We start from the raw sequence: 24,978 nt of genomic DNA, 5'->3' as shown, positions 1-24,978 counted from the left end.
ATGGGTGCTTCAGTAATAAAGTCAGTATTATTACATCTTGCAATTATAGGTGTATTGTTTGGTACGGCAAATTTTCATACGCCAAGTCCTAAAGTGTTAGAAGTGACATTAAATTCTAAAGCTATGCCTGAGGCTGAAAATGCAGTGGCTGCGGTAACTGTCGACCAAAAAATGGTTGAGCAAAAAGTAGCTGAACTAAAGCGTAAAGAAAATGAAAAAAAAACGTGCTGAAGATAAGCGTATTCGTGATTTAGAGCGTCGAGCGTCTGATGCTCGTAAACAGCGTGAAGCAGAATCAAGACGGATCAAAAGTTAGAGCAAGAACGCAGAGCAAAAGAAAAAGAAACTGCACAAGCACAAGCTCAGGCTAAAAAAGCGCGTGAAATAGAGCAAAAAGAGCGTGCTAAAGCGCAACAAGCCGAAAAACAAAAGCAAGAAGCTGAACAAGCAGCAAAAGCAGCCGCCGATAAACGCAAAGCTGAAGAAGATGCGCTTAAAAAAGCAGAAGAAGAGCGAAAGCGTCAAGAGTTAGAGGCTAAAAAAACGTGCTGAAGCTGCTGAGCAAGCACGACAAAAAGCCTTGCAAGAGCAAATGTTGCAAGAGCAATTAGCGAAAGAGCAGGCGGCACGTAATAAAGTACGTCAACAACAGGTCGTTTCAGAAGTTGATAAATATAAAGCCTTGATAATGGCGCGTATTCAGCAAAACCTGCTGATTGACGAAAAAATGAAAAATCAACAGTGTCGAGTTAATATACGTTTAGGTTTTAATGGCCTAGTGACTCAGGTCAAATCGTTAGGCGGTGATAAATTGGTGTGTGAAGCTGCACTTCGTGCGGTTCGTATGGCAGACACGTTGCCCGTATCGAAAGATAAAGACGTATTTGAGCAATTAAAAAATATTAACTTAACAATTAAGCCACAATTTTAAAGGAATGGTATGTTCAACCAGTTAAAAGCAGTTTGTTTAATTTTAGTTATTGGCTTTACAAGTGTAGCTAATGCTGCACTTGAAATTGTCATTACAGAAGGGATCGATGGTGCACGCCCCATTGCTATCGTGCCTTTTCAATACAATGGTGTGGGCCCAATACCACAAAAACTCAGTGAAGTAATTGCCGCTGACTTAATGCGCAGCGGTAAATTTAAGCCTATTAGCATAAATGATATGCCGCAATTACCGAGTAAAGACAGTGATATTGATTACTCTGCATGGGTCAATTTGGGTGTGGAAGCTATATTAGTTGGTAATGTAGAACAGCAAACAGACGGGCGCTATTTAGTGAGTTATGAGCTTGTTGATGTTATTCGTGGCCAGATCACGGGTGGCGAAACTCAAATGATGAGTAACGGCAAACTTATCAAAAGCCAAGATCACGTACAAGAAGCACGTGAAAGTGTGATTTCTGAAACTGGCTTTAGACGTTATGCTCATCGCATAAGTGATGTTGTTTATGAAAAGCTAACTGGCGAACGCGGTGCATTTTTAACAAAAATTGCTTATGTAATCGTGCGTGATGATGAGCCTAAGCCATATCAACTAGTAGTTGCTGATTACGATGGTTTTAATGAGCAAGTGCTATTACGTTCAAAAGAGCCGCTTATGTCACCTGCTTGGTCTCCTGATGGAACTAAGCTTGCTTATGTAACATTTGAAAATCGCCAAAGCCAAATTTATATCCAAGATTTATACACAGGTAAGCGTGAATTAGTTACCAGCCACCAAGGCATTAACGGAGCGCCACAATTTTCACCTGATGGTACAAAGCTATTATTAGTATTATCTAAAGACAGAAACGGTGCGACTGAAGTGTATATGTTAGATATGCAAACGCGCAAAGAAACGCGCCTTACAAATCACCGTAGCATAGATACCGAGCCATCTTGGCATCCGAATGGTCAAGAAATCCTCTTTACCTCTGAAAGGGGTGGTAATGCTCAGATTTATAAGTTAAATTTACAAACTGGTAGGTCACAAAGAATGACATTCGATGGTGACATGAACCTTGCAGGTTCAATTACTCCAGACGGTAAAGAATTAGTGATGGTTAACCGAACCAACGGGCAGTACCATCTTGCTAAGAAAGAGCTGGCTAGTGGCGCGTTTCAAGTATTAACACGAACGCGTTTGGATGAATCACCGAGCATAGCACCAAATGGCTCAATGATTATCTATAGCACGCTTCATAATAATAAACAGGTACTGGCGCTGGTATCAATGGACGGTCGCTTTAAGGCACGCTTACCTGTGCTAAACGGACAAGTAAAGGCACCAGCTTGGTCGCCATACTTGCAGTAATAATTGCTAGTTTACTCAATATAGGAATCTACTCATGCAACTTAATAAAATACTTAAAGGCCTGTTAATCGCTGTGCCAGTTATGACTTTAGCGGCTTGTAGCTCATCTTCAGATATCGATGAAGGTGCTGCAAACCAATCAAACCAAGGAACTGTTGAACAAACTACGCAAAACGATACTGTAGAAGTAGCAACATTAACTCCTGAGCAGCAAGCACAAGAAGAGCTTCGTGAAAAATACGAAGCACTTCGTCAAGAACAAGTAATTTACTTTGATTTTGATAAAGCGACTATTCAAGGTCAGTATGGCGAGCTTTTACGCGCACACGCTGAGTTCTTAGTACAAAACCCATCAGTTAAAGTACTTATTGAAGGTCATGCAGATGAGCGCGGTACACCAGAGTATAACATTGCACTTGGTGAGCACCGTGGCCAAGCAGTTGAAAAATACTTACAAAGTTTAGGTGTTTCAGCTAGCCAAATGTCAGTTGTGAGCTATGGTGAAGAGAAGCCAATGGTTAAGTCACGTACTGAATCAGCTTTCGCTAAAAACCGCCGTGCGGTACTAGTTTACTAAGATTAGAGAAATTATGAAGCCGAAAATTATTTTGGCAGCCATGATATTGAGCGGGAGCACCCAAATTTGGGCTGCTCCCGCTCCTGTTTCAGAAGCTGCAAGTTCACAATCAAGTATTGAGAAACGCCTAGCTGCATTAGAAAATATGATGCAGTCACGAAATTTATTACAAGTTGAATTACAGCAACAGCTGAATGTACTTCAAGATGAAGTTAGCCAAGTTCGTGGTATTACCGAAGAACAAAGCTATAAGCTTGAAAAAGTACTTCAGCGCCAACGCGAGCTTTATCAAGAAATTGAAAACCGTGTTAGCCAAGCTTACTCACAACCTAGCCAAAGCGCTCAACCCGTCTATAACGAGCAATCAGCATCGCAAACAATAAGCTCTGACTTATCAGAGAACGAAGCTTATGAGCGTGCAGTGGCATTAATAATGAAGGATAAACGTTACGATCAAGCTATTCCTGAATTTCAAACGTTCTTAACGACGTACCCAGAATCAGTCTATGCCTCTAATGCGCATTATTGGTTAGGGCAATTACTGACTATCAAAAATGATTCGGTGAAAGCCTCTGAGCACTTTAGGGTAGTTGTTAACGAATTTCCTAATTCAAACAAGCGTCCTGATGCGATGTTAAAATTAGGTACTTTGTTACAAGAACAAGGATTAGCAGATCAAGCAACAAAAACCTTGAACGAACTGATCAACCAATACCCAAGTACCACTGCTGCAAAATTGGCCACAGAACGCCTAGCAAAAATGTAGAATGAGCTTGATTAGACTGCTTTTTGTCATAAGCGGTCTAAAATTGGTCAACTAGACATAAAAACTTAAAAAAAGAGACATTTTCTGTTGCACTCATTTTTTAAATAAGTATTATAAGCGCCCGCAGCAAACGAATGGTTCAACCACTCAAATTGCGGCAAAAAGAGCGGGTCATTAGCTCAGTTGGTAGAGCAGTGGACTTTTAATCCATTGGTCGATGGTTCAAGTCCATCATGACCCACCATTTTAAAGTTGGCTTTATGTTAACATTTGAATGGTCTTTTATCGGCGGATTTACGTATTGTTTAGTTACATTTAGTTGTAACGCCAGAGCGGGTCATTAGCTCAGTTGGTAGAGCAGTGGACTTTTAATCCATTGGTCGATGGTTCAAGTCCATCATGACCCACCATTCTTTATTTGGCTTTATGCTAAGAGTGAATGGTATCAATCGGCGGATTTACGCAGTGCAGATTGCACAATCAGAGCGGGTCATTAGCTCAGTTGGTAGAGCAGTGGACTTTTAATCCATTGGTCGATGGTTCAAGTCCATCATGACCCACCATTCTTTATTTGGCTTTATGCTAAGAGTTGAATGGTATCAATCGGCGGATTTACGCAGTGCAGATTGCACAACTAGAGCGGGTCATTAGCTCAGTTGGTAGAGCAGTGGACTTTTAATCCATTGGTCGATGGTTCAAGTCCATCATGACCCACCATTCTTTATTCGGCTTTATGCTAAGAGTTGAATGGTATCAATCGGCGGATTTACGCAGTGCAGATTGCACAATCAGAGCGGGTCATTAGCTCAGTTGGTAGAGCAGTGGACTTTTAATCCATTGGTCGATGGTTCAAGTCCATCATGACCCACCATTCTTTATTTGGCTTTATGCTAAGAATTGAATGGTATCAATCGGCGGATATACGCAGTGCAGATTGCACAATCAGAGCGGGTCATTAGCTCAGTTGGTAGAGCAGTGGACTTTTAATCCATTGGTCGATGGTTCAAGTCCATCATGACCCACCATTCTTTGTAACATTGAATGGTATCAATCGGCGGATTCACGCAGCAGCTACTTCAATCAGTAGCACAAGAGCGGGTCATTAGCTCAGTTGGTAGAGCAGTGGACTTTTAATCCATTGGTCGATGGTTCAAGTCCATCATGACCCACCATTCTTAGTAACATTGAGTGGTATCAATCGGCGGATTCACGCAACAGCTATTTCAATCAGTAGCACAAGAGCGGGTCATTAGCTCAGTTGGTAGAGCAGTGGACTTTTAATCCATTGGTCGATGGTTCAAGTCCATCATGACCCACCATTCTTGGTATCCCTTCTTTTTATATTTTATTCCCTTTGAGTTCGTAACGACTACTGTTATTTAGCTTTATATTCTCGTATAATTCGCCCCATAAATGCACTGTAGATTTAAGTGGTCGAGAAATGAGTTTAGCTCAAACTATTATGCCTGAAGGATACATCTTTCCTCCTAAGCCAGCTCCATTAAATATTGATGAGCAAGCACAGTATAAGGCACGTATAAAACAACTATTAATAGATAAGAATGCGGTACTGGTTGCCCATTATTATACTGATCCTGAAATTCAAGCACTTGCTGAAGAAACCGGTGGCTGTGTCGCCGATTCATTAGAAATGGCGCGTTTTGGCGCAAAGCATGATGCAGATATGATCATTGTTGCTGGTGTTCGCTTTATGGGTGAAACAGCTAAAATTTTAACGCCAAATAAAACCGTCGTTATGCCAACGCTTGAAGCAACATGCTCGCTTGATATTGGTTGTCCAATTGATGAGTTTTCTGCGTTTTGTGACGAGCACCCTGATCGTAAAGTGGTTGTATACGCCAATACATCAACAGCAGTTAAAGCACGTGCTGATTGGATTGTTACTTCATCATGCGCACTTGAAATTGTTGAACACCTTGATGAAATGGGCGAAAAGATCATCTGGGGCCCAGATAAGCACCTTGGCGCTTACATTAAGAAGAACACTGGCGCTGATATGATCATGTGGGATGGCGCGTGTATTGTACATGATGAGTTTAAAACTAAAGCGTTAAAAGATATGAAAGCACTTTATCCTGATGCAGGCGTATTGGTACACCCAGAGTCACCCGCTGAAATAGTTGCGTTAGCTGATGCCGTTGGCTCAACCAGTCAATTGATCAAAGCGGCGCAAACAATGGATAACCAAAAGTTTATAGTGGCGACTGATCGCGGTATTTTTTATAAAATGCAGCAGCTATGCCCAGATAAAGAATTCGTAGCAGCACCAACGGCAGGTGAAGGCGCAACCTGTAAAAGTTGTGCGCATTGCCCGTGGATGGCAATGAACGGCCTTAAAGCAATCGAGGAAGCATTACTCGATGCAACTGGTAAAGAAGTGTTTGTAGATATGGGTCTTCGAGAAGGCGCACTCAAGTCGCTTAATCGTATGCTTGATTTTTCAGCATCATTACAGCGTTAATATCGTAAGCGTTATTGCAAAAGGTCATTAATTTAAAGATTAACGGCCTTTTTTGTTTATATACTAAGCAATTGAAATACAATGCTGAAAAACACCTTGCACCATTGTGCGCTATTTCATACTATTACGCCGCGTTATAAAATAACGCTTGCGGTGACGTGTCCGAGTGGCTGAAGGAGCACGCCTGGAAAGTGTGTAAAGGGCAACCTTTCGAGAGTTCGAATCTCTCCGTCACCGCCATTATTCAATATCAGGACGTCTCATGACGTCCTTTTTTATGCCTGTTAAAATATCTCCAAAGCATCAATGTAATCCATTGAACTCAAACAAGTTCCATTCAGTTTAAAATTTGGCTATGATGCTATTAATTCAACAAAAGGATCTTTGATGAAGCACATACTCCTTATTGTCACAGGCGCGAGCCCACAAGTTTTAACAGAAACCCTTTTTGCTATCAATCAGCAGAGCAAGCAATTCCCCGACGAAATCTTTGTTATTACTACGAAAAGCACATTAGGTATACTTACTGATGGGCTATTTAAGCAAGCTCAATTAGCCAAACTCATCGAAGATTACCAACTCCCAGCTATAAATTTTACTGAAGAAAATATATGGCTAATAGAAGACGAAAACGGCCAACCTATTGATGATGCAAAATCAGAATTAGAACAAACATACATGGCTGATTTTATCACCCGTAAGGTCTTTGAGCTCACCAGTAAGAACAATCTTAGTATTCATGCTTCTATTGCGGGTGGCCGCAAAACAATGGCGTTTTATTTAGGTTATGCAATGTCGCTTCTTGGTAGAGAGCAAGACACTCTAAGTCATGTTTTTGTTAATGATGAATTCGAGTTTGTACGCGACTTTTATTACCCCACTTCATACAACCACATGATTAAGGGCAAAGATGGAGCATTAATTAATTGCAAAAATGCCCAAGTCACACTTGCTGAGATCCCATTTGTTCGGATGCGCCAATCTATAGATGAAACACTTATAAGTAACATGCAAAGTGCTTCATTTAGCCAAACAGTTGCAAGCTTAAATTCAATACATAAAAAAATCTATCGCTTGAAATCAATGCAAAAGCTAAAACACTCACCTTTGCAGGTATTGAAATAAAACTTACCGCAAAAGAATGTGCTTTTTATTTATGGCTTTTACAATGCACCCTAAGTGAAAATGCAAAATTAATAGTTGATCGTGATTTTGAAGAGTCATTGCGCCATAGCAAGGAATATCTATATATTTTACAAGAAAATAGCAATGACCTACGCGTATTTAGAGATACGTTTGGTATAGAGCCTGAAGACTTCAGAGATAACTTACATACGCAATTAAAAGCAATGGAAAAAACATTTGTACAACAATCACGTAGTCGTATTAATACAAAAATAAATAAGTTACTACCGAACGAATTAGCAAATAAAATAGCCATTTCATCTCAAAAACAAACCCTTGCTACGCATTATTGGTTAAATGCAATTACACATGATATAAAAATAGATTTAACACAGTAATATTTACAAGCTTGTAAACGCATAAAAATAATAATGCTTGGTAGATTAGTACATAAGGAAGTAACAAAGAATGAAGCAATCAATGAACTTTGAACATATTCAGTCAAAATGGCCTGAGCTCCACCAACTTGCAGCCTTTGCTGAAGACTACGCTATTAGCGATCCACAAAGCTCATTGGTAAAATTACGCTGCTTTGCTGAAAAAGTCGTTGGCTACTTATATCACGAGCTGCGTTTACCTGTTTTTCCTAATTCTAATATTTTCGATAAACTTACCGCCGACGACTTTACCAGTGCAGTGCCGCGTATAATAACCGATAAGCTTCACGCCATCCGTAAAAGTGGCAACCAAGCTGCCCACGAAGGCAAAGTTGACCAACAACAAGCTATTTGGATATTAAAAGAAAGCTACTTCGTCGCTTCTTATTTATTTATGGCGTACGCCAATGGAACACAGCAAGAATGCCCAGAGTTTAAAGCACCCGAACAAACACAGCCTACTAATCAAAGTGATTTAGAGTTTGCAAAAAAGAACAAGCAACTCACTCAGCAGCTAGCTGAAAATCAGGCTCGTTTAAAGCGCGCACTTGACGAACTAGAAGCCGCAGAGCTTGCACAAAAACAAGCACAGCAGCGAGCAGCAAAACTAAAACAAACTATTGATGCAGAAAAGCTGACTCAGGTTAAAACCCGCAATGAGCAAATTGTTAACTCTAGTTTTAACTTTAACGAAGATGAAACCCGTAAACGTATTATCGATTTAGACTTACGTAATGCAGGTTGGCATGTAGCACTTGATGACGAGTCAACGGAAGACGTAGGCAAAGAAGTAAAAGTAACAGACCAACCTACAACAACAGGCGTAGGCTATGTTGATTACGTATTATGGGATGACGACGGCAAACCCCTTGCGGTAATTGAGGCAAAGCGCTCTCGCGAAAATATCGAAAAAGGCCGTCAGCAAGCAATGCTTTATGCTAACGCGCTTGAAAAACAATATGGCCAGCGGCCCGTGATTTTTTATTCAAACGGCTGGGATATTAAAATACTCGACGATGCACAAGGCTATAACAGCAGAGGCTTATACGGTTACTACTCTAAAGACTCACTGCAGTATTTAATAAAGCAGCGCACACTTAAAAAAGACCTAAACACCACGCCGATTGATACCGCAGTAGCAGGGCGTTTGTATCAAATGGAAACAATTACCCGAGTATGTGAGCGTTTTAGTGATAAACACCGTAAAGCGCTTATTGTACAAGCAACTGGCACAGGTAAAACACGCGTATCTATTGCCCTTGCCAAACGGCTGCTTGATGCGGGTTGGGCTAAGCGCGTACTGTTTTTATGTGACCGAAAAGAGCTGCGTAAACAAGCGGGTAATGCCTTTACCGAATTCACCAAAGAGCCAGTTCATATCGTAGGCAAAAGCGCTAAAAACACCGCAGCCAGCGCGCGGGTGTTTATCGCAACGTATCCAGGCATGCTACGCATAATGAACAAGTACGATGTAGGTTATTTTGACCTAATAGTAGCGGACGAATCCCACCGTTCAATTTACAATATTTACGGTGATATTTTTAAATACTTTGACGCGCTAGAAGTAGGCTTAACTGCTACACCGGTAGAAATGGTATCGCGGTCAACCTGTGATTTGTTTGGGTGCGATTACAAACTACCCACAGCCAACTACCCACTTGAAGACGCCATAGAACAAGGTAACTTAGTGCCTTACAAAATTGTAAGTTACACCACACAGTTTTTGCGCGAAGGCATTAAAAAAGACAACCTAACCGATGAGCAAATAGCGCAATTAGAAGAGCAAGGCATTGACCCTAATGAGCTCGATTTTGACGCAAAACAAATAGACGAAGCCATTAAAAATAAAGACACTAACAGGCTAATACTGCGTAACTTAATGGAAAAAGGCCTGCGTGATAAAGACGGCCAACTGCCAGGTAAAACAATCATATTTGCCCGAAACATAGCCCACGCCGAATTAATGGCGCAGCTGTTTAGCGAGCTTTACCCACAGCACGGTGCTAATTTTTGCCGCGTTATTCACTCAAAGTACGAACGCGCCGAAGAGCTAATAGACGATTTTAAATCAAGCGACGAAAACAGCATGCGTATTGCGGTATCGGTTGATATGCTCGACACCGGTATAGACGTACCTGAATGCGTAAACCTCGTATTTGCAAAACCCATAAAATCAAAAGTAAAGTTTTGGCAAATGATCGGCCGTGGCACACGCTTATGCGAAAACCTATACGGCACAGGCAAACACAAAACTCACTTTTTAATATTCGATCACTGGGCAAACTTTGAATACTTTGACGAAAACCCAGAAGAAGAAGACGTAAAACAAGCTAAATCGTTACTGCAAAAGCTATTTGAAGCGCGTGTAATCCTTGCACAAACGGCCCTCAAAAAAGCCAATATGGATGTGTTTGATCAAACAATTAAATTAATTCACGATGATATTTGTTTACTACCAATGGAATCAATATCAGTGCGCGACAACTGGCAAGTGGTCGAAACCTATAAAGACCTAAAACGCCTTAATCAATTTGCGCCTAACACAGCCAGCGACTTACTCGAAAAAGTCGCGCCGCTGATGCAATGGCGTAACATTATGGGGCAAAGTGAAGCGTATAAACTAGATAGTGAAATAACAGTTATCCAAACACTTTTATTAACTGATGCAAACCAAATTGATCTAGCTAAACAAAATGTGATGAGCAAAGTTGAGTCGCTACAAATGCACTTAAACGAAGTACGCACAAAGGCCCCAGCAATAGCAGAAATACAAACAGATCAATATTGGCAATATTTAACACATGCTGCACTTGAGCAAAGCCGCACTGACTTACACAGCATTATACATTTGCGTAATAAAAGCGTAACGCCGCCACCACCCGAGTTTGTGCTAGATATAAAAGAAGACGAAAATCAAATTAAAGAAACCGACAGGCTGACAAAAATAGTCTCTATTGATTATCAAATATACCGCCAAGAGGTTGAAAAAACACTTACCCCGTTATTTGAAACCGACAGCGTACTGAAAAAAATTCGCAGTGGCGAACCAGTAACCGAAGCTGACTTAGCGCAATTAAGCTCGTTAGTGCATACGCAAAACCCAAGTGTAGATTTAAATACATTAAAAGAGTTTTTTCCCGAATCAACCGCGACGCTCGACAAAATATTGCGTACCATAGTCGGCATGGATAAAAACGCCATAGAACAAAGTTTCACTACCTTTGTGCAGCAAATACATACTCACGTAAACTCTAAACAACAGCGCTTTATTGGTATGCTAAAAAACCATTTAATTCGCCACGGCTCTATCGAAATAGCCCAGCTTTACGATGCACCTTTTACCCAAATACACGACATGGGGCTAGACGGCATATTTAGCCAGCAACAAGCCGACGTAATCGAACAATTTATTAAGCAGTTTGATGTAGAATTGGGTGATAAAAATCAATCTGTTGAAAAAGAGGTGAGGCTGTAAATGGTCAATCAAGTAGAAGTGTTTCAATCTGATGATGGTGCCTTACAATTATCAGTTTCATTAAAGAACGAGTCAGTATGGCTTACTCAAGCAGATATGGCAGTATTGTTTGATAAAAACAAACGTACAGTGTCTGAACATATTCGTAATATTTTTAAAGATGAAGAATTAATAGAAGAGGCAGTTGTCCGGAATTTCCGGACAACTGCCTCAGATGGTAAAAGTTATACTGTAAGCCATTATAATCTCGACGTTATTATATCAGTGGGTTATCGCGTTAAATCTAAAAATGGGGTGCGCTTTCGCCAATGGGCGACTAAAACGTTAAAGCAGCACTTATTAAAAGGCTACACCTTAAACCAAGAGCGACTAGCGCAAAACGCAACAGAGCTTAATAACGCATTACAACTCGTTAAACGTATTGCTGTTTTGCCACAAAACAGTGAGTTTGGAGCAGGGCTTGTAGATATAATTGCCAGTTACACGCAAACCTTCTTATGGCTACAACAGTATGATGAAGGACTGCTTAATTCACCAAAAGGGGAGTTAGGCGGCGCACTTACACCACTTAATGATGCAAAAGCCGCGATTACTCAGCTTAAGCAAAACCTTATGAACAAAGGCGAAGCTACCAAGCTATTTGCACAAGAACGTGATGATGGTTTAGCAGCTATTTGGGGAGCGTTAGATCAAACCGTATTCGGTGAACCTGCTTACCCAAGCGTAGAAAGTAAAGCCGCACATTTATTATATTTTGTTGTTAAAAACCACCCGTTTAGTGATGGCAATAAACGCACTGCAGCATTTTTATTTGTCGATTTTCTAAATCGCAATCAACGCCTGCTAAACGAGTATTATCAACCAGTAATAAACGATACAGGGTTAGCGGCTATTACTTTATTAGTAGCAGAGTCAAACCCAAAAGAAAAAGACACCATTATTCGCTTAATCGAAAATTTATTAAGCCAAACTGAAATAGCATAAAACGTAGGTCGGATAAGCCAAAGCGCCATCCGACGATGTTGGATAAGTCCGAGCATCATCCAACAATGTGATATAAAAATTTAATCAATACAACGAGCGTTATAAAGCGCTCAGACTAGGAATACTATGATCACCGGACCTTTAAAAAGTAAAATAGACAAGCTATGGGAAGAATTTTGGACAGGCGGCATCACTAACCCGCTGACCGTAGTAGAGCAAATTACTTTTTTAATGTACGCCCGTATGCTCGACATGAACGAGCAAGCCGACGAAAAACGAAGCGCACGTACTAAGCAGCCGTTTAACCGCCGCTTTAACGACGCCGAGCAACACATTCGTTGGCAAAACCTACGCCATTTAGGGGCAGAAGAGTTATACAAACTGGTTAAAGACGAGCTGTTTCCGTACTTTTCAAAAACCTCAGGCGACGTATCGCCAGAAGGCGCGGTATTTAACGAGTTTATGAAAGACGCGCAATTGATGATCCAAAAGCAAAGCTTATTGGTAAAAGCCGTTGAAATGGTAAACGACTTACCACTTGAAAACTCAGACACCAAAGGCGATTTGTACGAATACTTGCTTAGTAAACTCACCACAGCAGGTATTAACGGCCAATTTAGAACGCCGCGCCATATTATACGCGCCATGGTCGAAATGATGGATCCAGATGTAACCAGCCAAATATGCGACCCATCAACCGGCACTGGTGGCTTTTTGTCGGTAAGTTACGAATACCTATTACAAAAATACACCTCAGCCGAGGGCATCAACCGCGAACCTGTGTTTGATGTAGATGGCAACGTACAATGTGATGACAGCGGCAAACCGCTTGAAAATTGTCTCTACTCAGGCGATTTAATAACCCCAGAGCAGCGCAGCCACATAGATGCTCACATGTTCAACGGCTTTGACTTTGACGCCACCATGCTACGCGTAGCCGCCATGAACCTAGTAATGCACGGTATTAAACAACCGGGCATTCATTATCAAGATACCCTAAGCCAAAACTTTAAAGAGCACTACCCGCAAAAAGCAAAAGAAGGCTTTGACATAATACTCGCCAACCCGCCATTTAAAGGCAGCCTAGACGAAGAAGACGTATGCCCTGAGTTATTACGTAAAGTAAAAACTAAAAAAACCGAGCTGCTGTTTGTTGCCCTTATTGAGCGCATGCTAAAAATAGGCGGCCAATCTGCCACTATCGTACCCGACGGCGTATTATTTGGCTCATCAAAAGCGCACGTACAACTGCGTAAAATGCTGGTAGATAACAACCAGCTAGAAGCGGTAATCTCATTGCCAAGCGGTGTGTTTAAACCCTATGCTGGAGTTTCCACCGCGATACTTATATTTACCAAAGGCGGCAGCACCGATCACGTATGGTTTTACGATGTACAAGCCGATGGTTTTAGCCTTGACGACAAGCGCACTCCAATAAAAGCCAACGACTTACCAAGCCTGATCAGCGAATTTAAAACGCGTGATAAAGCCATAGCGACCAGTGATAAAAACGATAAAACCCAGAAAGCCTTTTGGGTCAGTAAAGACGACATAGCCAGCAATAAATACGACCTTTCAATCAACCGCTATAAAGAAGTGGTATACGAAGAGGAAACGTACGATCCGCCAAAAGAGATCTTAGGTAAATTAGTGAGCTTAGAGAACGAAATATTGGCTGATCTTAAAGAGCTGGAGGGGATGTTGTGAGTTTGCCGTTGGTAAAATTGGGTGAGGTTGCGGTTTTTATAAATGGTGATAGAGGTAAAAATTACCCATCAAAAGGTTCATTTGTTAAAGAAGGTGTTCCTTTCATTAGTGCAGGTAATTTATCTGGTGAAGAGTTAAACCGAAGCTCTTTTAATTACATTTCGGAAGAACGTTATAATTTGCTAAGCAATGGTAAAGTCAAAGAAAATGATATTTTATTTTGTTTAAGAGGCTCTTTAGGTAAGTTTGCCATCGTTAAAGGAATCGAGCGTGGCGCTATAGCTTCTTCATTAGTGATAATAAGAAACAATGAAAAAATCAATTTGAATTTTCTAAAGCATTATTTAGGCAGTCCTTTATGTCAAAGAGAAATTAATCAATTTGAGAATGGTGCAGCGCAACCTAATTTATCAGCCAAAGATCTCAAAAGCTTTAAAATCCCATTACCACCACTGGACGAGCAAAAACGTATAGCCGCGATTTTAGATAAGGCCGACACCATCCGCCGCAAACGCCAACAAGCTATCCAACTCGCCGACGACTTCCTGCGCAGCGTATTCCTAGACATGTTCGGCGATCCAGTCACTAACTCAAAGGGCTGGGACATTAAGAAACTTGATGAAGTTGGAGTATTAGACAGAGGTAAGTCCAAACATAGGCCAAGAAATGATCCAAAGTTATTAGGCGGTGAACATCCGTTAATCCAGACTGGTGATGTTGCCAAATCTGGTGGATATATAACATCTTACAGTGCAACTTATTCTGACTTTGGTTTAGCTCAAAGTAGAAAATGGAAAGCGGGGACACTTTGCATAACTATTGCGGCAAATATTGCAAAAACGGGTATCTTAACTTTTGAGGCGTGTTTCCCTGACAGTGTAGTCGGGTTTAAACCAAATCAATTAGTTACAACAGAGTATGTTCAAACTTGGCTTAGTTTTTTGCAGAAAATTCTTGAAGCTAACGCCCCTGAATCTGCTCAAAAAAATATCAACCTAGCTATATTACGTGATCTGGATATACCGTTACCCCCAATAGAACAACAAGTTCGCTTTACGAATACTGTTGAAAATATGAATGAGATTAAGAGAAAGTTTAATAATTCTAATGAGTTAAAGAAAGATGCTTTTAACTCATTAAGCCAAAAAGCCTTTGCAGGCGAACTATAACGCTATTTATAAAAATAAGAACAAGGATGTTAAATGAGCCAACGAGAATTAAATAAAAACATAACCGACACGCTGCTTTTAAAACAAGACGCTTATTTCACGCGTGAGGATAAATAAAAAATGCAGAAACAAGTAAAACGCATGAATGAAGTGGGCGATACGGTATTTTTAACACCTACGCCATTACTCAGCTACGAGGCATTGGTATTAAAAAGCTTAGGCTCAAACACCTATCGGGGTTTTCATCGTAAAAATAATAATTGCTTAGGCGCATCACACACCTTTAGAGATGTGTTAACTAAAAAGAAAGATTATTTAATACATGCACTCAATAATCTCAGCTCTGAAATAGAGTTAAACGAGCTTGCAAACGAGTTATGTAGCGAGCTTAAAATTGAACTGAGTAAAAACATTAAACCTTCGCAGTTGCAGTCGTTTAATAAAGTACGAAAGCCCGTTGATATTGTATTCGAGCATTTTGTAGCAATGGGGGAGGACTTTGCACCAGCAAGAAAAACCGCCACACCATGGCTATTTTTACCCCTTGATAGCCAAATTTTTCAGTCTGAATTTATATTTACCACAGAAGAAGCGAAGGCTTTAGGCATCAAACGCCGCTTTACATATAAAGACATTGAGACAGCGCAGCACTACGCAGATATACAAAACTTTTTTAAAAGATAAAGCGGCAGATATAGGTTTAAACCACCGTATTTATTTTGATTTGGTTTGGAATAAGCGCTTTGAAAGCAACGGCACTAATTTGTTTTTAACCAACCCAAGCAGAAAATGATAAACACTTAGCGGCTTAAAATAACAGCAGCAGGGTTTTAATGAGTTTAATAGTTATTAAGAAGTACCCTACGACTGTACGTCGGGTTAATTGTGACATTATTGGTTGTGCATTATAAATGTAATACGGCTTGGGATGTTGTTGGTTTGTTGGGTAGCGTGACTCCGTCACTTAACCAACCTACGTGTATTGACCTTACGTAGGTTGGATAAGCCGAAGGCGTCATCCGACATTATTGGTTGTGCATTATAAATGTAATTCGGCTGGAATGTTGTTGGTTTGTTGGGTGGCGTGACTCCGTCACTTAACCAACCTACATTTTTTACATGGAGGTTTTATGAGGTATCGTCGAAATTATCAAGCTGGAGGGACGTATTTTTTCACAGTTAATTTGCTTGAGCGAAATAAATCACTATTGGTTGATCACATTGATTTACTACGTGAGTCGGTACGTTGGGTTAAAAGACATAAACCTTTCCATATTGATGCGTGGGTTGTGTTACCCGATCATCTTCATGCGGTGCTAACATTACCCGAAGAGGATTTTGACTACTCTGGCCGATGGCGTGAAATAAAAAAGCGTTTTTCTAAAGGGTTACCTAAAAGAGAATACCTATCTGAGGCACGTATGAATAAAAATGAACGAGGCGTATGGCAACGTCGCTTTTGGGAGCATACTATCCGTGATGAGCAAGATTATTGGCATCATGTAAATTATGTGCACTTCAATCCACTTAAACATGGTTTAGTAAAAAGAGTGAGTGACTGGCCTTATTCAAGTTTTCACAAAGCGGTTGCATCAGGTATCTATAGCCGCAATTGGTGTGGGGAATAATAAAATGTTACTTTGTCTAAGCGCCTCAAACGCGCTTAATAGATACCTCAAAGCTGATTTACCTCGCTTACCACATGAATTCGGTAAACAAGCGGGGGTAAATACACTCATAAGCGATAATAATAGCTTTAACTGGCAATTGCAGATAATTGATAACAGCTATAAATCTCGTGAAAAAACAATCATTGTTTGTGAAGCGAATAGCCGTTTTACGTTTTTTATACCGGTTAGTTTAAAGCTATCACAACAAGAATTAACTCAGCGCTTAGAGTATGAATGGCAGTTAATGATGGCTGAAACGCTTGAGGTGTATCAGTTAATACCACGCAGCGATATTGCGGTGCTGTTAAGTGAGCTATCAAAAATAGAATTCACGCCGCACTGGGTTAAAAATACCGATTTGAGTATAAGTGGGCATATTAGCGATGCTGCCCTTTGGATTACTCAAACACTACAAGAAGAGGGGCTTTATGAGTTACCTAAAGCTCTTGCCATTGAGTTAGCTATTTATTTAAACACCCAACCTAAACGTATTACTAATAAAGCAACTCGCCGCAAAGAGAAGTTTATACCCATAGAGCGATTATTACATTATTGCCAATCGCTTATCGCTGACCAACAACAGATGTTGGCTCATCAAACGAAATAATAGATACCAGTAATATTATTAATTTTAGTGATTACCATAAAAAATAAGAGCTGGTTAATTCTTTAAACTGATCATTAAAAGGGATTTTACTTTGAAAGATTACCAACCATTTTCCGCTGAGATAAAGGGCGGAATCATAGACGAAATCAAAAATAATTTTGGTCATATTTACTCAGATGAGTTGATTGCTATTTTTATAAAAATAATGGAAGAGTCTACATTGGTTGAGCTTGATTTTGCCGACTTGTTAGTGTTTTTACATGAGAGCAGAAACGGCTTTAAAATTTTTACAACTCAACAAGCATTAACTGAATTTGTGAAATCGAGCGCAAGTAAACCGACATCATTATTTGGATATAAAATGGGGGATTCCCGTTCGATTGAAAGCGATAAGGCAAAACGATTAATTATAGCGCTCAAGGGTAATCTCAAGGCATAGATCAAGCAAAAAAGTGTAAAATTAGATACCATTATAAAAAAAGCGACCCTAGGTCGCTTTTTTGCTTTTTACGCTATTAAATTAATAGCATTTCTTTTTCGCTCTTAATTGTGAGTCAAATTCATCAGGAAATAAAATGGTGCCGTCGTCTTCTTCTGTGGGGAATACGGCGATAAGTAAGTCGTCTTGCTCAAGGCCTGGGGTCCAACGGCTTTGCCAATCCTTTAATGGGATCGCTTTAGCGGTGCAGTTTTCCCATTCTCCAGTGGCCCAGGCTTCTGCGTAAATGCGCTCTGGCCATACAGGTACACAATCATCATCTTCATTTGCCAGCATAACGCAGCCGTCATCGTCGTTTAATATCCATACTTGTTTATACTCTTGGACGGTTTCGAACATAAATGCCAGTCGTTTTTTTGCTCCTAATCCAAGGATTGTTTCGAACTTTTCAGTTGCGCTCGCTGTTGCATTATTCATATAGAGGCTCACTTTTGATTGGCTATCGTCTTGCTTTAGTATATTGACTAATATGACAGATTATCGATTGCTTTAAAATTATTTAGTAATTGATGTATATAAATCATTAGCTAGCTGATTTATGTCTTCAATATTGTTGTTAGTTAATGCATAGGTTCGCAGTCCATAAAGGCCCATGGCTAAAAACCGTGCAAGTTGCTTTGCTGTGCGTGTGGTTTGAATCTCTTGCTGAGCTATAGCGCGTGTAAACTGCGCTGCAAGGGCATTTTCATAGGCATTTAAATTCGCGCTTAATACCAGACTAATTTGCTCGTCTTGTCCTTCTATTTCACTAATGCTTTTAGTTAGCAGGCATACTTTCATACTGTTGCCGCTTAGGCACTCGGCTACTACAGAGTCTATGTACTTGCGCAAGCTTGGTAGTACGGGTTTGTTGTCGCAAAAGAAAGCCGTAAATTGTTGGTTTCTATCGGTTTGATATTGTTCAATAGCTGCGAGGAAAAGACCTTTTTTATTTTTGAATGCAGCATATAAGGAGCCAGGATGTAAAGCTGTCACTTGGGTGAGCTTTTGCATACTGGTTTTAGCATAACCAAATTGTGTAAATGCAAGCATGGCTTGGCGTAACACGTATTCGCGGTCAAATTCAGCTACTCTCATTAATTATCTCTATAGCAAATAGTGTAAGAAGGGCTTAATGTTCTAGTTTACTTAATCTTGAACAAATATTCAAAATTACCCTTGAATAATAAGCTAACCATCCTTATCTTGAATGTATACTCAAGATAAGGATTTATTACAATGGCTACAGATTTACTCAAACCGTTTAAACTTAATAACAGCATTGAGCTGCAAAACCGTGTATTAATGGCACCCTTAACCCGCTGCATGAGCGATGACAACTTAGTGCCAACACAAGCTATGGTAGATTACTATGCACGACGCGCTGATGCTGGCTTAATTATCAGTGAAGCGACTATTATTCGCCCTGATGCACAAGGTTATCCTAACGTACCAGGCTTATTTAGCAGTGAACAAATTCAAGGCTGGAAAAAAGTAACCGATGCCGTACATGCTAATGGCGGTAAAATGTTTGCCCAACTTTGGCATGTTGGCCGTGTTGCACATCCTCACTTTTTTGATGGTGAAGTGCTCGCACCTTCAGCCATTGGCATAGAAGGGTCAGTACCCAGAATGCGTGAGCTGACTTATCAAACACCAAAAGCGGCGACTATTGAAGATATTAAAGGCCTAGTGGCTGATTATGCAAAAGCGGCTGAAAATGCGATTGAAGCCGGTTTTGATGGTGTAGAAATACATGGCGCAAATGGCTATTTAATCGACCAATTCTTACATTATGCAGCCAATGAGCGCACTGATGTATATGGTCAAACGCCAGAGAATATGTCGCGCTTTGCATTGGAAGTAGTTGATGCTGTAATAGCTGCAATTGGCGCAGATAAAACAGCACTGCGCTTATCACCAGGTGCTTATTTTAATATGCAAGAAGATAACCGCGACAAAGCTGTTTTTGATTACTTATTAACAAAATTGAATACGCGAGAGCTTGCTTACGTACATGGTGGTATTTTTGATGACAGCATGCGCTTTACAAGCTTAGAAGACAAAACAACCTCAGAATATTTACGTGCTAACTATACAGGTACTTTAGTTGGGGTAGGCAGTTATAGTTTTGAATCTGCCAGTGCGGCAATAAACAATAACCAATTTGATTTAATAGCAATAGGTCGCCCGTTTATTGCAAATCCAGATTATATTAATAAGATAGCAAATAACAAAGAGCTCGTTGAATATGATGATGCGATGTTAAGTGATTTGGTATAGCTATTTGATTCTATCACTAAGCGCATGAATAAAGCCGTGCGCTTAGTTAAAATTCAATTCGATTTAACTAAATACGGAGCTGTATTTAGTTGATTTTTCTTATATCTTCTTATTACTAGCCACAAAAAGTACATCCCCTTGTAACTGTATGGTAAGTAAAAACTAATTTTTCTGTCATTTAAAGTCGCCATACTTTGCCCGAATTTAAAACAACAATTGTAAATGGGACAACAATGCGCGCTTTCAATAAGAAAACCACTTTGAGCTTAGCTATTGCTTTGGCTTTTTCTTCAAATAGCTTTGCCAATGACACCGAAATAGAAGAAGTTACAGTAGTGGCTAAACCAACTAGTTATGCTAATAACGTTATCGAGCCTTCAATGCTTGAACAGCAAAGTTCTGTATCAAGTGTATTAGCTGTTATTGATAACTTACCCGGCATTAGTATAAACGAAGGTGATGCCTTTGGCGGTGATGATTGGTCGACCACCATTACAATGCGAGGCTTTAGTATTGATGGTAATCAACAACAGCTGGGTATGACTGTTGATGGTATTCCAAATGGAGGCTCAAACTATGGTGGTGGCGCTAAAGCGAATCGATACTTAGACAGTGAAAACCTTGCAACTGTAGAAGTAGGTCAAGGAACCTCTGATATCGCATCTGCGTCACTTGAAGCACTTGGCGGTACATTTAACTTTGTTAGTAAAGATCCAAGCTTTGATAAAAGCACTACATTTGCCTATACCAATGGCGACCATGATGCCTCGCGTTATTACTTTAAGCATGAAACGGGCACTATTTTTGATAACACTCAAGCGTATGTGAGTTATTCACAAACAGACACCAGCCGCTGGATTGGTGATGGCAGTAATGGCGGTAAAGACAATCAACACGCTGAAGCTAAGTTTGTATCTAACTTTGATGCATTAACGGTTACTGGTCGTTTATCGTATGATGATGTAAGTGAAACAAACTATAACAGCGTAAGCCTTGAGCAATTTGCACAAACGCCTGACTGGGATCAACTCACGTGGAATTGGACAGGCACGCCGCACTTTGACCAAATGTTTGCAGAAGGTTGGGGTACGCTTCGTGAAAATACATTGGGTTATGTAAAATTTGAATACGCGATTACGCCATCTTCATTATTAACTATCAGCCCGTATTATCATAAAAATTCAGGCCGCGGAGATTGGATCCCGCCTTATTTAACTACCCCTGTTGATGATGAAGGAAACCCAACAACAGAAGGCGGAACAAATGCGGGTTCATATGGGTTTGCAGACAGTGACGGTAATCCACTCGCACCTAATGAAAACTGTACCGAAAGCCTAAGTTGGCCGTGGGAGTCAGGTCCTGGTTTAAACCCAGCTTGTTATGATGATTCAGCAACGCCGGTTATGTCGTATCGTCACACCCATTATGATAAAAACCGTTTAGGCTTAACCGCAGATTATAGCGTAACGTTTGGTATGCATGATATCGAAGCGGGTATTTGGTATGAACAATCGGAGCGTGATGAGTCACGTGATTGGCACAAAGTTATTGATGCTCGTGTATATCATCATTTTGATAGCACGCCATATTGGACACAATACAAAAACACCTTTGATACAGATACGTTCAAGTGGTACATACAAGACTCAATGGCATTTGGCGATTTCACTTTAAACCTTGGAGCGAAACAATACTTAGTTGAGCTACAAAAATACGACCACTTTAACGATATAACCTCAGATAAAGTAAATAGTGATTCAGATGTTTTATTCAGCGCAGGTGTGCTTTATCAGCTTAATAGCAGCACTGAGTTGTTTACCAGCTACAGTGAAAACTTTGCCGCGATTAAAGACGGAGTTTTAGAACGTGATAGCTCGGCGCTGACTGATATAGAACCAGAGACGGCTGAGAATATTGATTTTGGTATACGTTACCAAGCAGATCGTTTAAGTCTAACTGCTACTGCTTATTCAATTGAATTTGAAAACCGTATTACCTTTATTGCTCCAGGCAGTGACACCAGTGGTATTGATTACACCATCGGTACTAACGGTTCATACATCAATGTGGGTGGTATTGAATCACAAGGCTTTGAATTATCTGCAAGTTATATGCTAACCAATGAGTGGAATGTGTATACCTCGTATACCAATAATAGCTCTGAATATGCATCTGACGACCCAAGTTCATACGCTAATGGCGAACTGATTGATGGTGCAGGTCCTAGCTTTAGAGCCGGTGATGATGTCATTGACTCCCCAAGTGACATGTTTGTGCTTTCTACAGATTATTACAGCGGTGATTTTCGCTTTGGTATCTCAGCAAAATATACGGGTGAGCGTTTAGGTGCATGGACTGATGAACAAACACGTGCGCGTAACGAAGTAGACAGTTACACCGTGATTGACTTTAATGCAGGCTATTTTGCTGAAGTTAATGCAGGCGCTTTTACATCAATAGATATTGCTTTTGCTGTGACAAATGTGACAGATAAGCAATACTTGAGTGGCGGTACTGGTAATGGCTCTACCTATTTTATTGGTGCGCCACGTACTGCAGCACTGACATTTACAGCTAATTTTTAAAAATTAGTCATAAATCACAAAGCCCATCAATGATGGGCTTTTTGCTTTTAAGGTAACTTCATGAACACAATATTAAAAATAACAGTCTTAGGGCTGCTCGTTATCACCAGCACGTTGGTAAGGGCCACGCAAAATGTAGTGTTAGTGACACTCGATGGTGTACGTTGGCAAGAAGTGTTTAACGGTGCAGATGAAGCATTAATAAACAATGCAGATTTTGTAAAAAACAAAGCCCAGTTAAACAGTGAGTTTTGGCATAACAACCTAAAACAACGTCAGCAATTATTGATGCCATTTATCACTCAAACCATAGCGAATAAAGGCGTTATTATTGGCGATAGAAATAATGACTCCAAGATGTCGGTGAGTAACCCATGGTATTTTTCATATCCGGGGTATAACGAAATTTTAACCGGTACTGTTGATAAAAACATTAATAGTAACGATAAAAACTATAACCCAAATAAAACCATTTTGGAGCTGTTACACGAGCAGCCTGAATACAAAAATAAAACCGCATTATTTGGCAGTTGGGATGTTTTCCCGTTTATTGTCAATGATAAGCGCAGTGGTGTGTATGTAAATGCGGGGTTTATGCCCATTGATGCTGAGTTATCAGATGATGCAAACTTACTTAATGCAATGCAAAATGAGATCCCTAGCCCTTGGCATAATGTACGTTTAGACAGCTTTACTTATCGCTTTGCTAAAGCATATTTACTGGCTAAAAAGCCAAAGTTATTAGTAATAAGCCTTGGTGAAACCGATGATTTTGCCCACGACGGTCACTACGACCACTATTTAAAATCGGCTAAACAAAGTGATGCGTTTATCAAGGACTTGTGGCAAACACTGCAAGCCACGGAGGGATATAAAAATAACACGACGTTGATTGTTACTACAGATCATGGCCGTGGCAGTCATGCTAATGACTGGCAGCACCATAGCTCAAAGCGTGCATTGGCTAAATCAGAACAAGGACGTAAAGCGTTTCCTGATGGGATTGTTGGCTCTGAACATATATGGCTGGCAGCAATGGGACCGACTATAAAGCAAACTGGTTTAGTAAAAACGGATCAAGAATTTAAACAAGCACAGGTTGCAGCCACTGTATTAAAAGCACTAGGGCAAAACCCACAGCAAATTAACCCAAATATGGCACCTGCGATTAACGAGGTTTTAAAATGAAACGACTTAAAACAGCCCTCATCATTAGTGTATTTTTAAGCTTTAATACTTTTGCAGCAATTGCACCAAGTAAAATTCTGTTTGGTTCGTGTGGCCACCAAGATAAAGCGATTCCCATTTTTGATGCGATCAATAAAGAAAATGCAGACTTGTTTATCTTTTTAGGCGATAACATTTATGGCGATACCAATGATATGCAAGTATTGGCTGATAAGTACCAAAAGCTAGGTGCAAAACCAGGTTTTAAAACACTGCAAGCTAACACGCCGATTATTGCGATGTGGGACGATCATGATTTTGGCCAAAATGATGCGGGCAAAGAATACCCACACAAAGAGCAATCACGACAAATCATGCTCGACTTTTTTGGTGAACCAAAAGAATCAATACGCCGCACGCGCCCCGATGGAATTTATACCTCGTATACATATGGTGAGGAGAACAAACAGTGCAGGTGATCATGCCAGATTTACGCTGGAACCGCGACGCACTTAACCATGTAAGCGAAACGCAGTATTACACTAAGCGCAAAGAAAATAATCAAGGTCCATATAGCCCAACTGAGGTAAAGGGTGCATCAATGCTGGGTGAGACTCAGTGGCTTTGGCTTGAGCAAGAGCTTAAAAAGCCTGCGGCAATAAAATTAATAAGCTCAAGCTTACAGTTATTGCCTGACTTTACAGGGTGGGAGTCGTGGGCTAATTTTCCTGAAGATCGCGCGCGGTTATTCGCACTGATTAAAAAGCATCGTGTGAATGGGGTGATTATTATCAGTGGTGATACACACTGGGGGAAATTTCAAAATACAGCGCTAACCTAGATTACCCGTTAACAGAAATGACCAGCTCAGGCCTGACTGAAAAATGGAAAGATGTTAGCCCTAATAAACACCGTGTAGGTGATTTTACTCATCAAGTTAACTATGGCGATTTGAGTATTGATTGGCAGCAAAAAGATCCAGCTATCTCATTGCAGCTTAAAGACATTGATGGCAAAACCATAATGCAAAGCCAATTTAGTTTATCCAGTATTAGCCCATACTAATAAAATGCTACGCACAGAGTAAACCTTGCTCTGTGCGTGCGAATTTAAAGCTAACTTCCTGATTTATTAATGCCATTAATCGTTAATGGCTACCCCTGCAAT

At 40.3% G+C, this 24,978-nt stretch carries 19 protein-coding genes, 9 tRNA genes and 2 pseudogenes; 28 read left to right on the top strand and 2 right to left on the bottom strand.

Features of this window, described 5'->3' with window-relative positions; translation table 11 throughout:
- The 24 genes and pseudogenes from tolA (at nucleotide 1) to ACU8V8_RS08890 (ending at nucleotide 17,737) form a co-directional block, all read left to right on the top strand.
- A pseudogene (tolA, locus tag ACU8V8_RS09005) lies at nucleotides 1–931 on the top strand (cell envelope integrity protein TolA).
- 9 nt (nucleotides 932–940) lie between these two features.
- Entirely contained in the window at nucleotides 941–2,299 is a 1,359-nt protein-coding gene (gene tolB, locus ACU8V8_RS09000; protein WP_446889526.1) for a Tol-Pal system beta propeller repeat protein TolB, read from the top strand.
- A 34-nt stretch (nucleotides 2,300–2,333) separates the two neighbouring features.
- A complete protein-coding gene (gene pal, locus ACU8V8_RS08995; protein ID WP_421959330.1) occupies nucleotides 2,334–2,876 on the top strand; it encodes a peptidoglycan-associated lipoprotein Pal in 543 nt (180 codons plus the stop codon).
- Nucleotides 2,877–2,889: 13 nt separating this feature from the next.
- The gene (ybgF, locus tag ACU8V8_RS08990; protein WP_446889525.1) at nucleotides 2,890–3,642 is read left to right on the top strand and encodes a tol-pal system protein YbgF; all 753 of its coding nucleotides are present in this window, start codon (nucleotides 2,890–2,892) and stop codon (nucleotides 3,640–3,642) included.
- A 168-nt stretch (nucleotides 3,643–3,810) separates the two neighbouring features.
- Nucleotides 3,811–3,886: transfer RNA gene (locus ACU8V8_RS08985), tRNA-Lys, on the top strand.
- 90 nt (nucleotides 3,887–3,976) lie between these two features.
- Nucleotides 3,977–4,052: transfer RNA gene (locus ACU8V8_RS08980), tRNA-Lys, on the top strand.
- Between the two features lie 77 nt (nucleotides 4,053–4,129).
- Nucleotides 4,130–4,205: transfer RNA gene (locus ACU8V8_RS08975), tRNA-Lys, on the top strand.
- A gap of 78 nt (nucleotides 4,206–4,283) precedes the next feature.
- Nucleotides 4,284–4,359: transfer RNA gene (locus ACU8V8_RS08970), tRNA-Lys, on the top strand.
- Between the two features lie 78 nt (nucleotides 4,360–4,437).
- Nucleotides 4,438–4,513: transfer RNA gene (locus tag ACU8V8_RS08965), tRNA-Lys, on the top strand.
- Between the two features lie 78 nt (nucleotides 4,514–4,591).
- Nucleotides 4,592–4,667, top strand: a tRNA-Lys gene (locus tag ACU8V8_RS08960).
- 71 nt (nucleotides 4,668–4,738) lie between these two features.
- Nucleotides 4,739–4,814 (top strand) — tRNA-Lys (locus tag ACU8V8_RS08955).
- A 71-nt stretch (nucleotides 4,815–4,885) separates the two neighbouring features.
- Nucleotides 4,886–4,961: transfer RNA gene (locus ACU8V8_RS08950), tRNA-Lys, on the top strand.
- Nucleotides 4,962–5,083: 122 nt separating this feature from the next.
- Nucleotides 5,084–6,124 (top strand): quinolinate synthase NadA, encoded by a 1,041-nt coding sequence (gene nadA / locus ACU8V8_RS08945; protein ID WP_446889524.1) that lies wholly within the window; start codon nucleotides 5,084–5,086, stop codon nucleotides 6,122–6,124.
- A 152-nt stretch (nucleotides 6,125–6,276) separates the two neighbouring features.
- A tRNA-Ser gene (locus ACU8V8_RS08940) sits at nucleotides 6,277–6,364 on the top strand.
- A 147-nt stretch (nucleotides 6,365–6,511) separates the two neighbouring features.
- Nucleotides 6,512–7,249, top strand: coding sequence for a CRISPR-associated ring nuclease Csm6 (gene csm6 / locus ACU8V8_RS08935; protein WP_446889523.1), 738 nt, complete (start codon nucleotides 6,512–6,514; stop codon nucleotides 7,247–7,249).
- A 98-nt stretch (nucleotides 7,250–7,347) separates the two neighbouring features.
- Nucleotides 7,348–7,647, top strand: coding sequence for a hypothetical protein (locus tag ACU8V8_RS08930; RefSeq protein ID WP_446889522.1), 300 nt, complete (start codon nucleotides 7,348–7,350; stop codon nucleotides 7,645–7,647).
- A gap of 70 nt (nucleotides 7,648–7,717) precedes the next feature.
- Nucleotides 7,718–11,161, top strand: a complete 3,444-nt coding sequence (locus ACU8V8_RS08925; RefSeq protein WP_446889521.1) for a DEAD/DEAH box helicase family protein — start codon at nucleotides 7,718–7,720, stop codon at nucleotides 11,159–11,161.
- Entirely contained in the window at nucleotides 11,162–12,145 is a 984-nt protein-coding gene (rhuM, locus tag ACU8V8_RS08920; RefSeq protein WP_446889520.1) for a RhuM family protein, read from the top strand.
- 126 nt (nucleotides 12,146–12,271) lie between these two features.
- The gene (locus ACU8V8_RS08915) at nucleotides 12,272–13,852 is read left to right on the top strand and encodes a type I restriction-modification system subunit M (protein WP_446889519.1); all 1,581 of its coding nucleotides are present in this window, start codon (nucleotides 12,272–12,274) and stop codon (nucleotides 13,850–13,852) included.
- Complete coding sequence (locus ACU8V8_RS08910) at nucleotides 13,849–15,021, top strand: restriction endonuclease subunit S (RefSeq protein ID WP_446889518.1); 1,173 nt, start codon at nucleotides 13,849–13,851, stop codon at nucleotides 15,019–15,021. Before ACU8V8_RS08915 ends, ACU8V8_RS08910 begins: the two co-directional genes overlap by 4 nt.
- Nucleotides 15,022–15,141: 120 nt before the next feature.
- Nucleotides 15,142–15,705: a hypothetical protein gene (locus ACU8V8_RS08905; RefSeq protein WP_446889517.1), complete on the top strand. Its 564-nt coding sequence runs from the start codon at nucleotides 15,142–15,144 to the stop codon at nucleotides 15,703–15,705.
- A gap of 446 nt (nucleotides 15,706–16,151) precedes the next feature.
- Nucleotides 16,152–16,649, top strand: coding sequence for an REP-associated tyrosine transposase (locus tag ACU8V8_RS08900; protein ID WP_446889516.1), 498 nt, complete (start codon nucleotides 16,152–16,154; stop codon nucleotides 16,647–16,649).
- Between the two features lie 4 nt (nucleotides 16,650–16,653).
- Complete coding sequence (locus ACU8V8_RS08895) at nucleotides 16,654–17,298, top strand: amino acid adenylation (protein ID WP_446889515.1); 645 nt, start codon at nucleotides 16,654–16,656, stop codon at nucleotides 17,296–17,298.
- A 91-nt stretch (nucleotides 17,299–17,389) separates the two neighbouring features.
- Nucleotides 17,390–17,737, top strand: coding sequence for a hypothetical protein (locus tag ACU8V8_RS08890; protein WP_446889514.1), 348 nt, complete (start codon nucleotides 17,390–17,392; stop codon nucleotides 17,735–17,737).
- 81 nt (nucleotides 17,738–17,818) lie between these two features.
- Here ACU8V8_RS08890 and ACU8V8_RS08885 read toward each other — a convergent pair whose 3' ends face one another.
- Both ACU8V8_RS08885 and ACU8V8_RS08880 read right to left on the bottom strand, forming a co-directional pair.
- Nucleotides 17,819–18,214 (bottom strand): DUF2750 domain-containing protein, encoded by a 396-nt coding sequence (locus ACU8V8_RS08885; RefSeq protein WP_446889513.1) that lies wholly within the window; start codon nucleotides 18,212–18,214, stop codon nucleotides 17,819–17,821.
- Nucleotides 18,215–18,292: 78 nt separating this feature from the next.
- Nucleotides 18,293–18,874, bottom strand: coding sequence for a TetR/AcrR family transcriptional regulator (locus tag ACU8V8_RS08880; protein WP_417670387.1), 582 nt, complete (start codon nucleotides 18,872–18,874; stop codon nucleotides 18,293–18,295).
- Nucleotides 18,875–19,015: 141 nt separating this feature from the next.
- Here ACU8V8_RS08880 and ACU8V8_RS08875 point away from each other — a divergent pair, with 141 nt between their 5' ends.
- The 4 genes and pseudogenes from ACU8V8_RS08875 (at nucleotide 19,016) to ACU8V8_RS08860 (ending at nucleotide 24,876) form a co-directional block, all read left to right on the top strand.
- A complete protein-coding gene (locus tag ACU8V8_RS08875) occupies nucleotides 19,016–20,059 on the top strand; it encodes an alkene reductase (protein ID WP_446889512.1) in 1,044 nt (347 codons plus the stop codon).
- Between the two features lie 233 nt (nucleotides 20,060–20,292).
- Nucleotides 20,293–22,644 (top strand): TonB-dependent receptor domain-containing protein, encoded by a 2,352-nt coding sequence (locus tag ACU8V8_RS08870; protein WP_446889511.1) that lies wholly within the window; start codon nucleotides 20,293–20,295, stop codon nucleotides 22,642–22,644.
- 60 nt (nucleotides 22,645–22,704) lie between these two features.
- A complete protein-coding gene (locus ACU8V8_RS08865) occupies nucleotides 22,705–23,832 on the top strand; it encodes an alkaline phosphatase family protein (RefSeq protein ID WP_446889510.1) in 1,128 nt (375 codons plus the stop codon).
- Nucleotides 23,829–24,876: pseudogene (locus ACU8V8_RS08860) on the top strand (alkaline phosphatase D family protein). Before ACU8V8_RS08865 ends, ACU8V8_RS08860 begins: the two are co-directional and overlap by 4 nt.
- Nucleotides 24,877–24,978 lie beyond the last annotated feature (102 nt).

It is taken from the genome of Pseudoalteromonas sp. SaAl2 (genome assembly GCF_052947895.1).
This window is presented reverse-complemented; position numbering and strand designations above follow the sequence as displayed.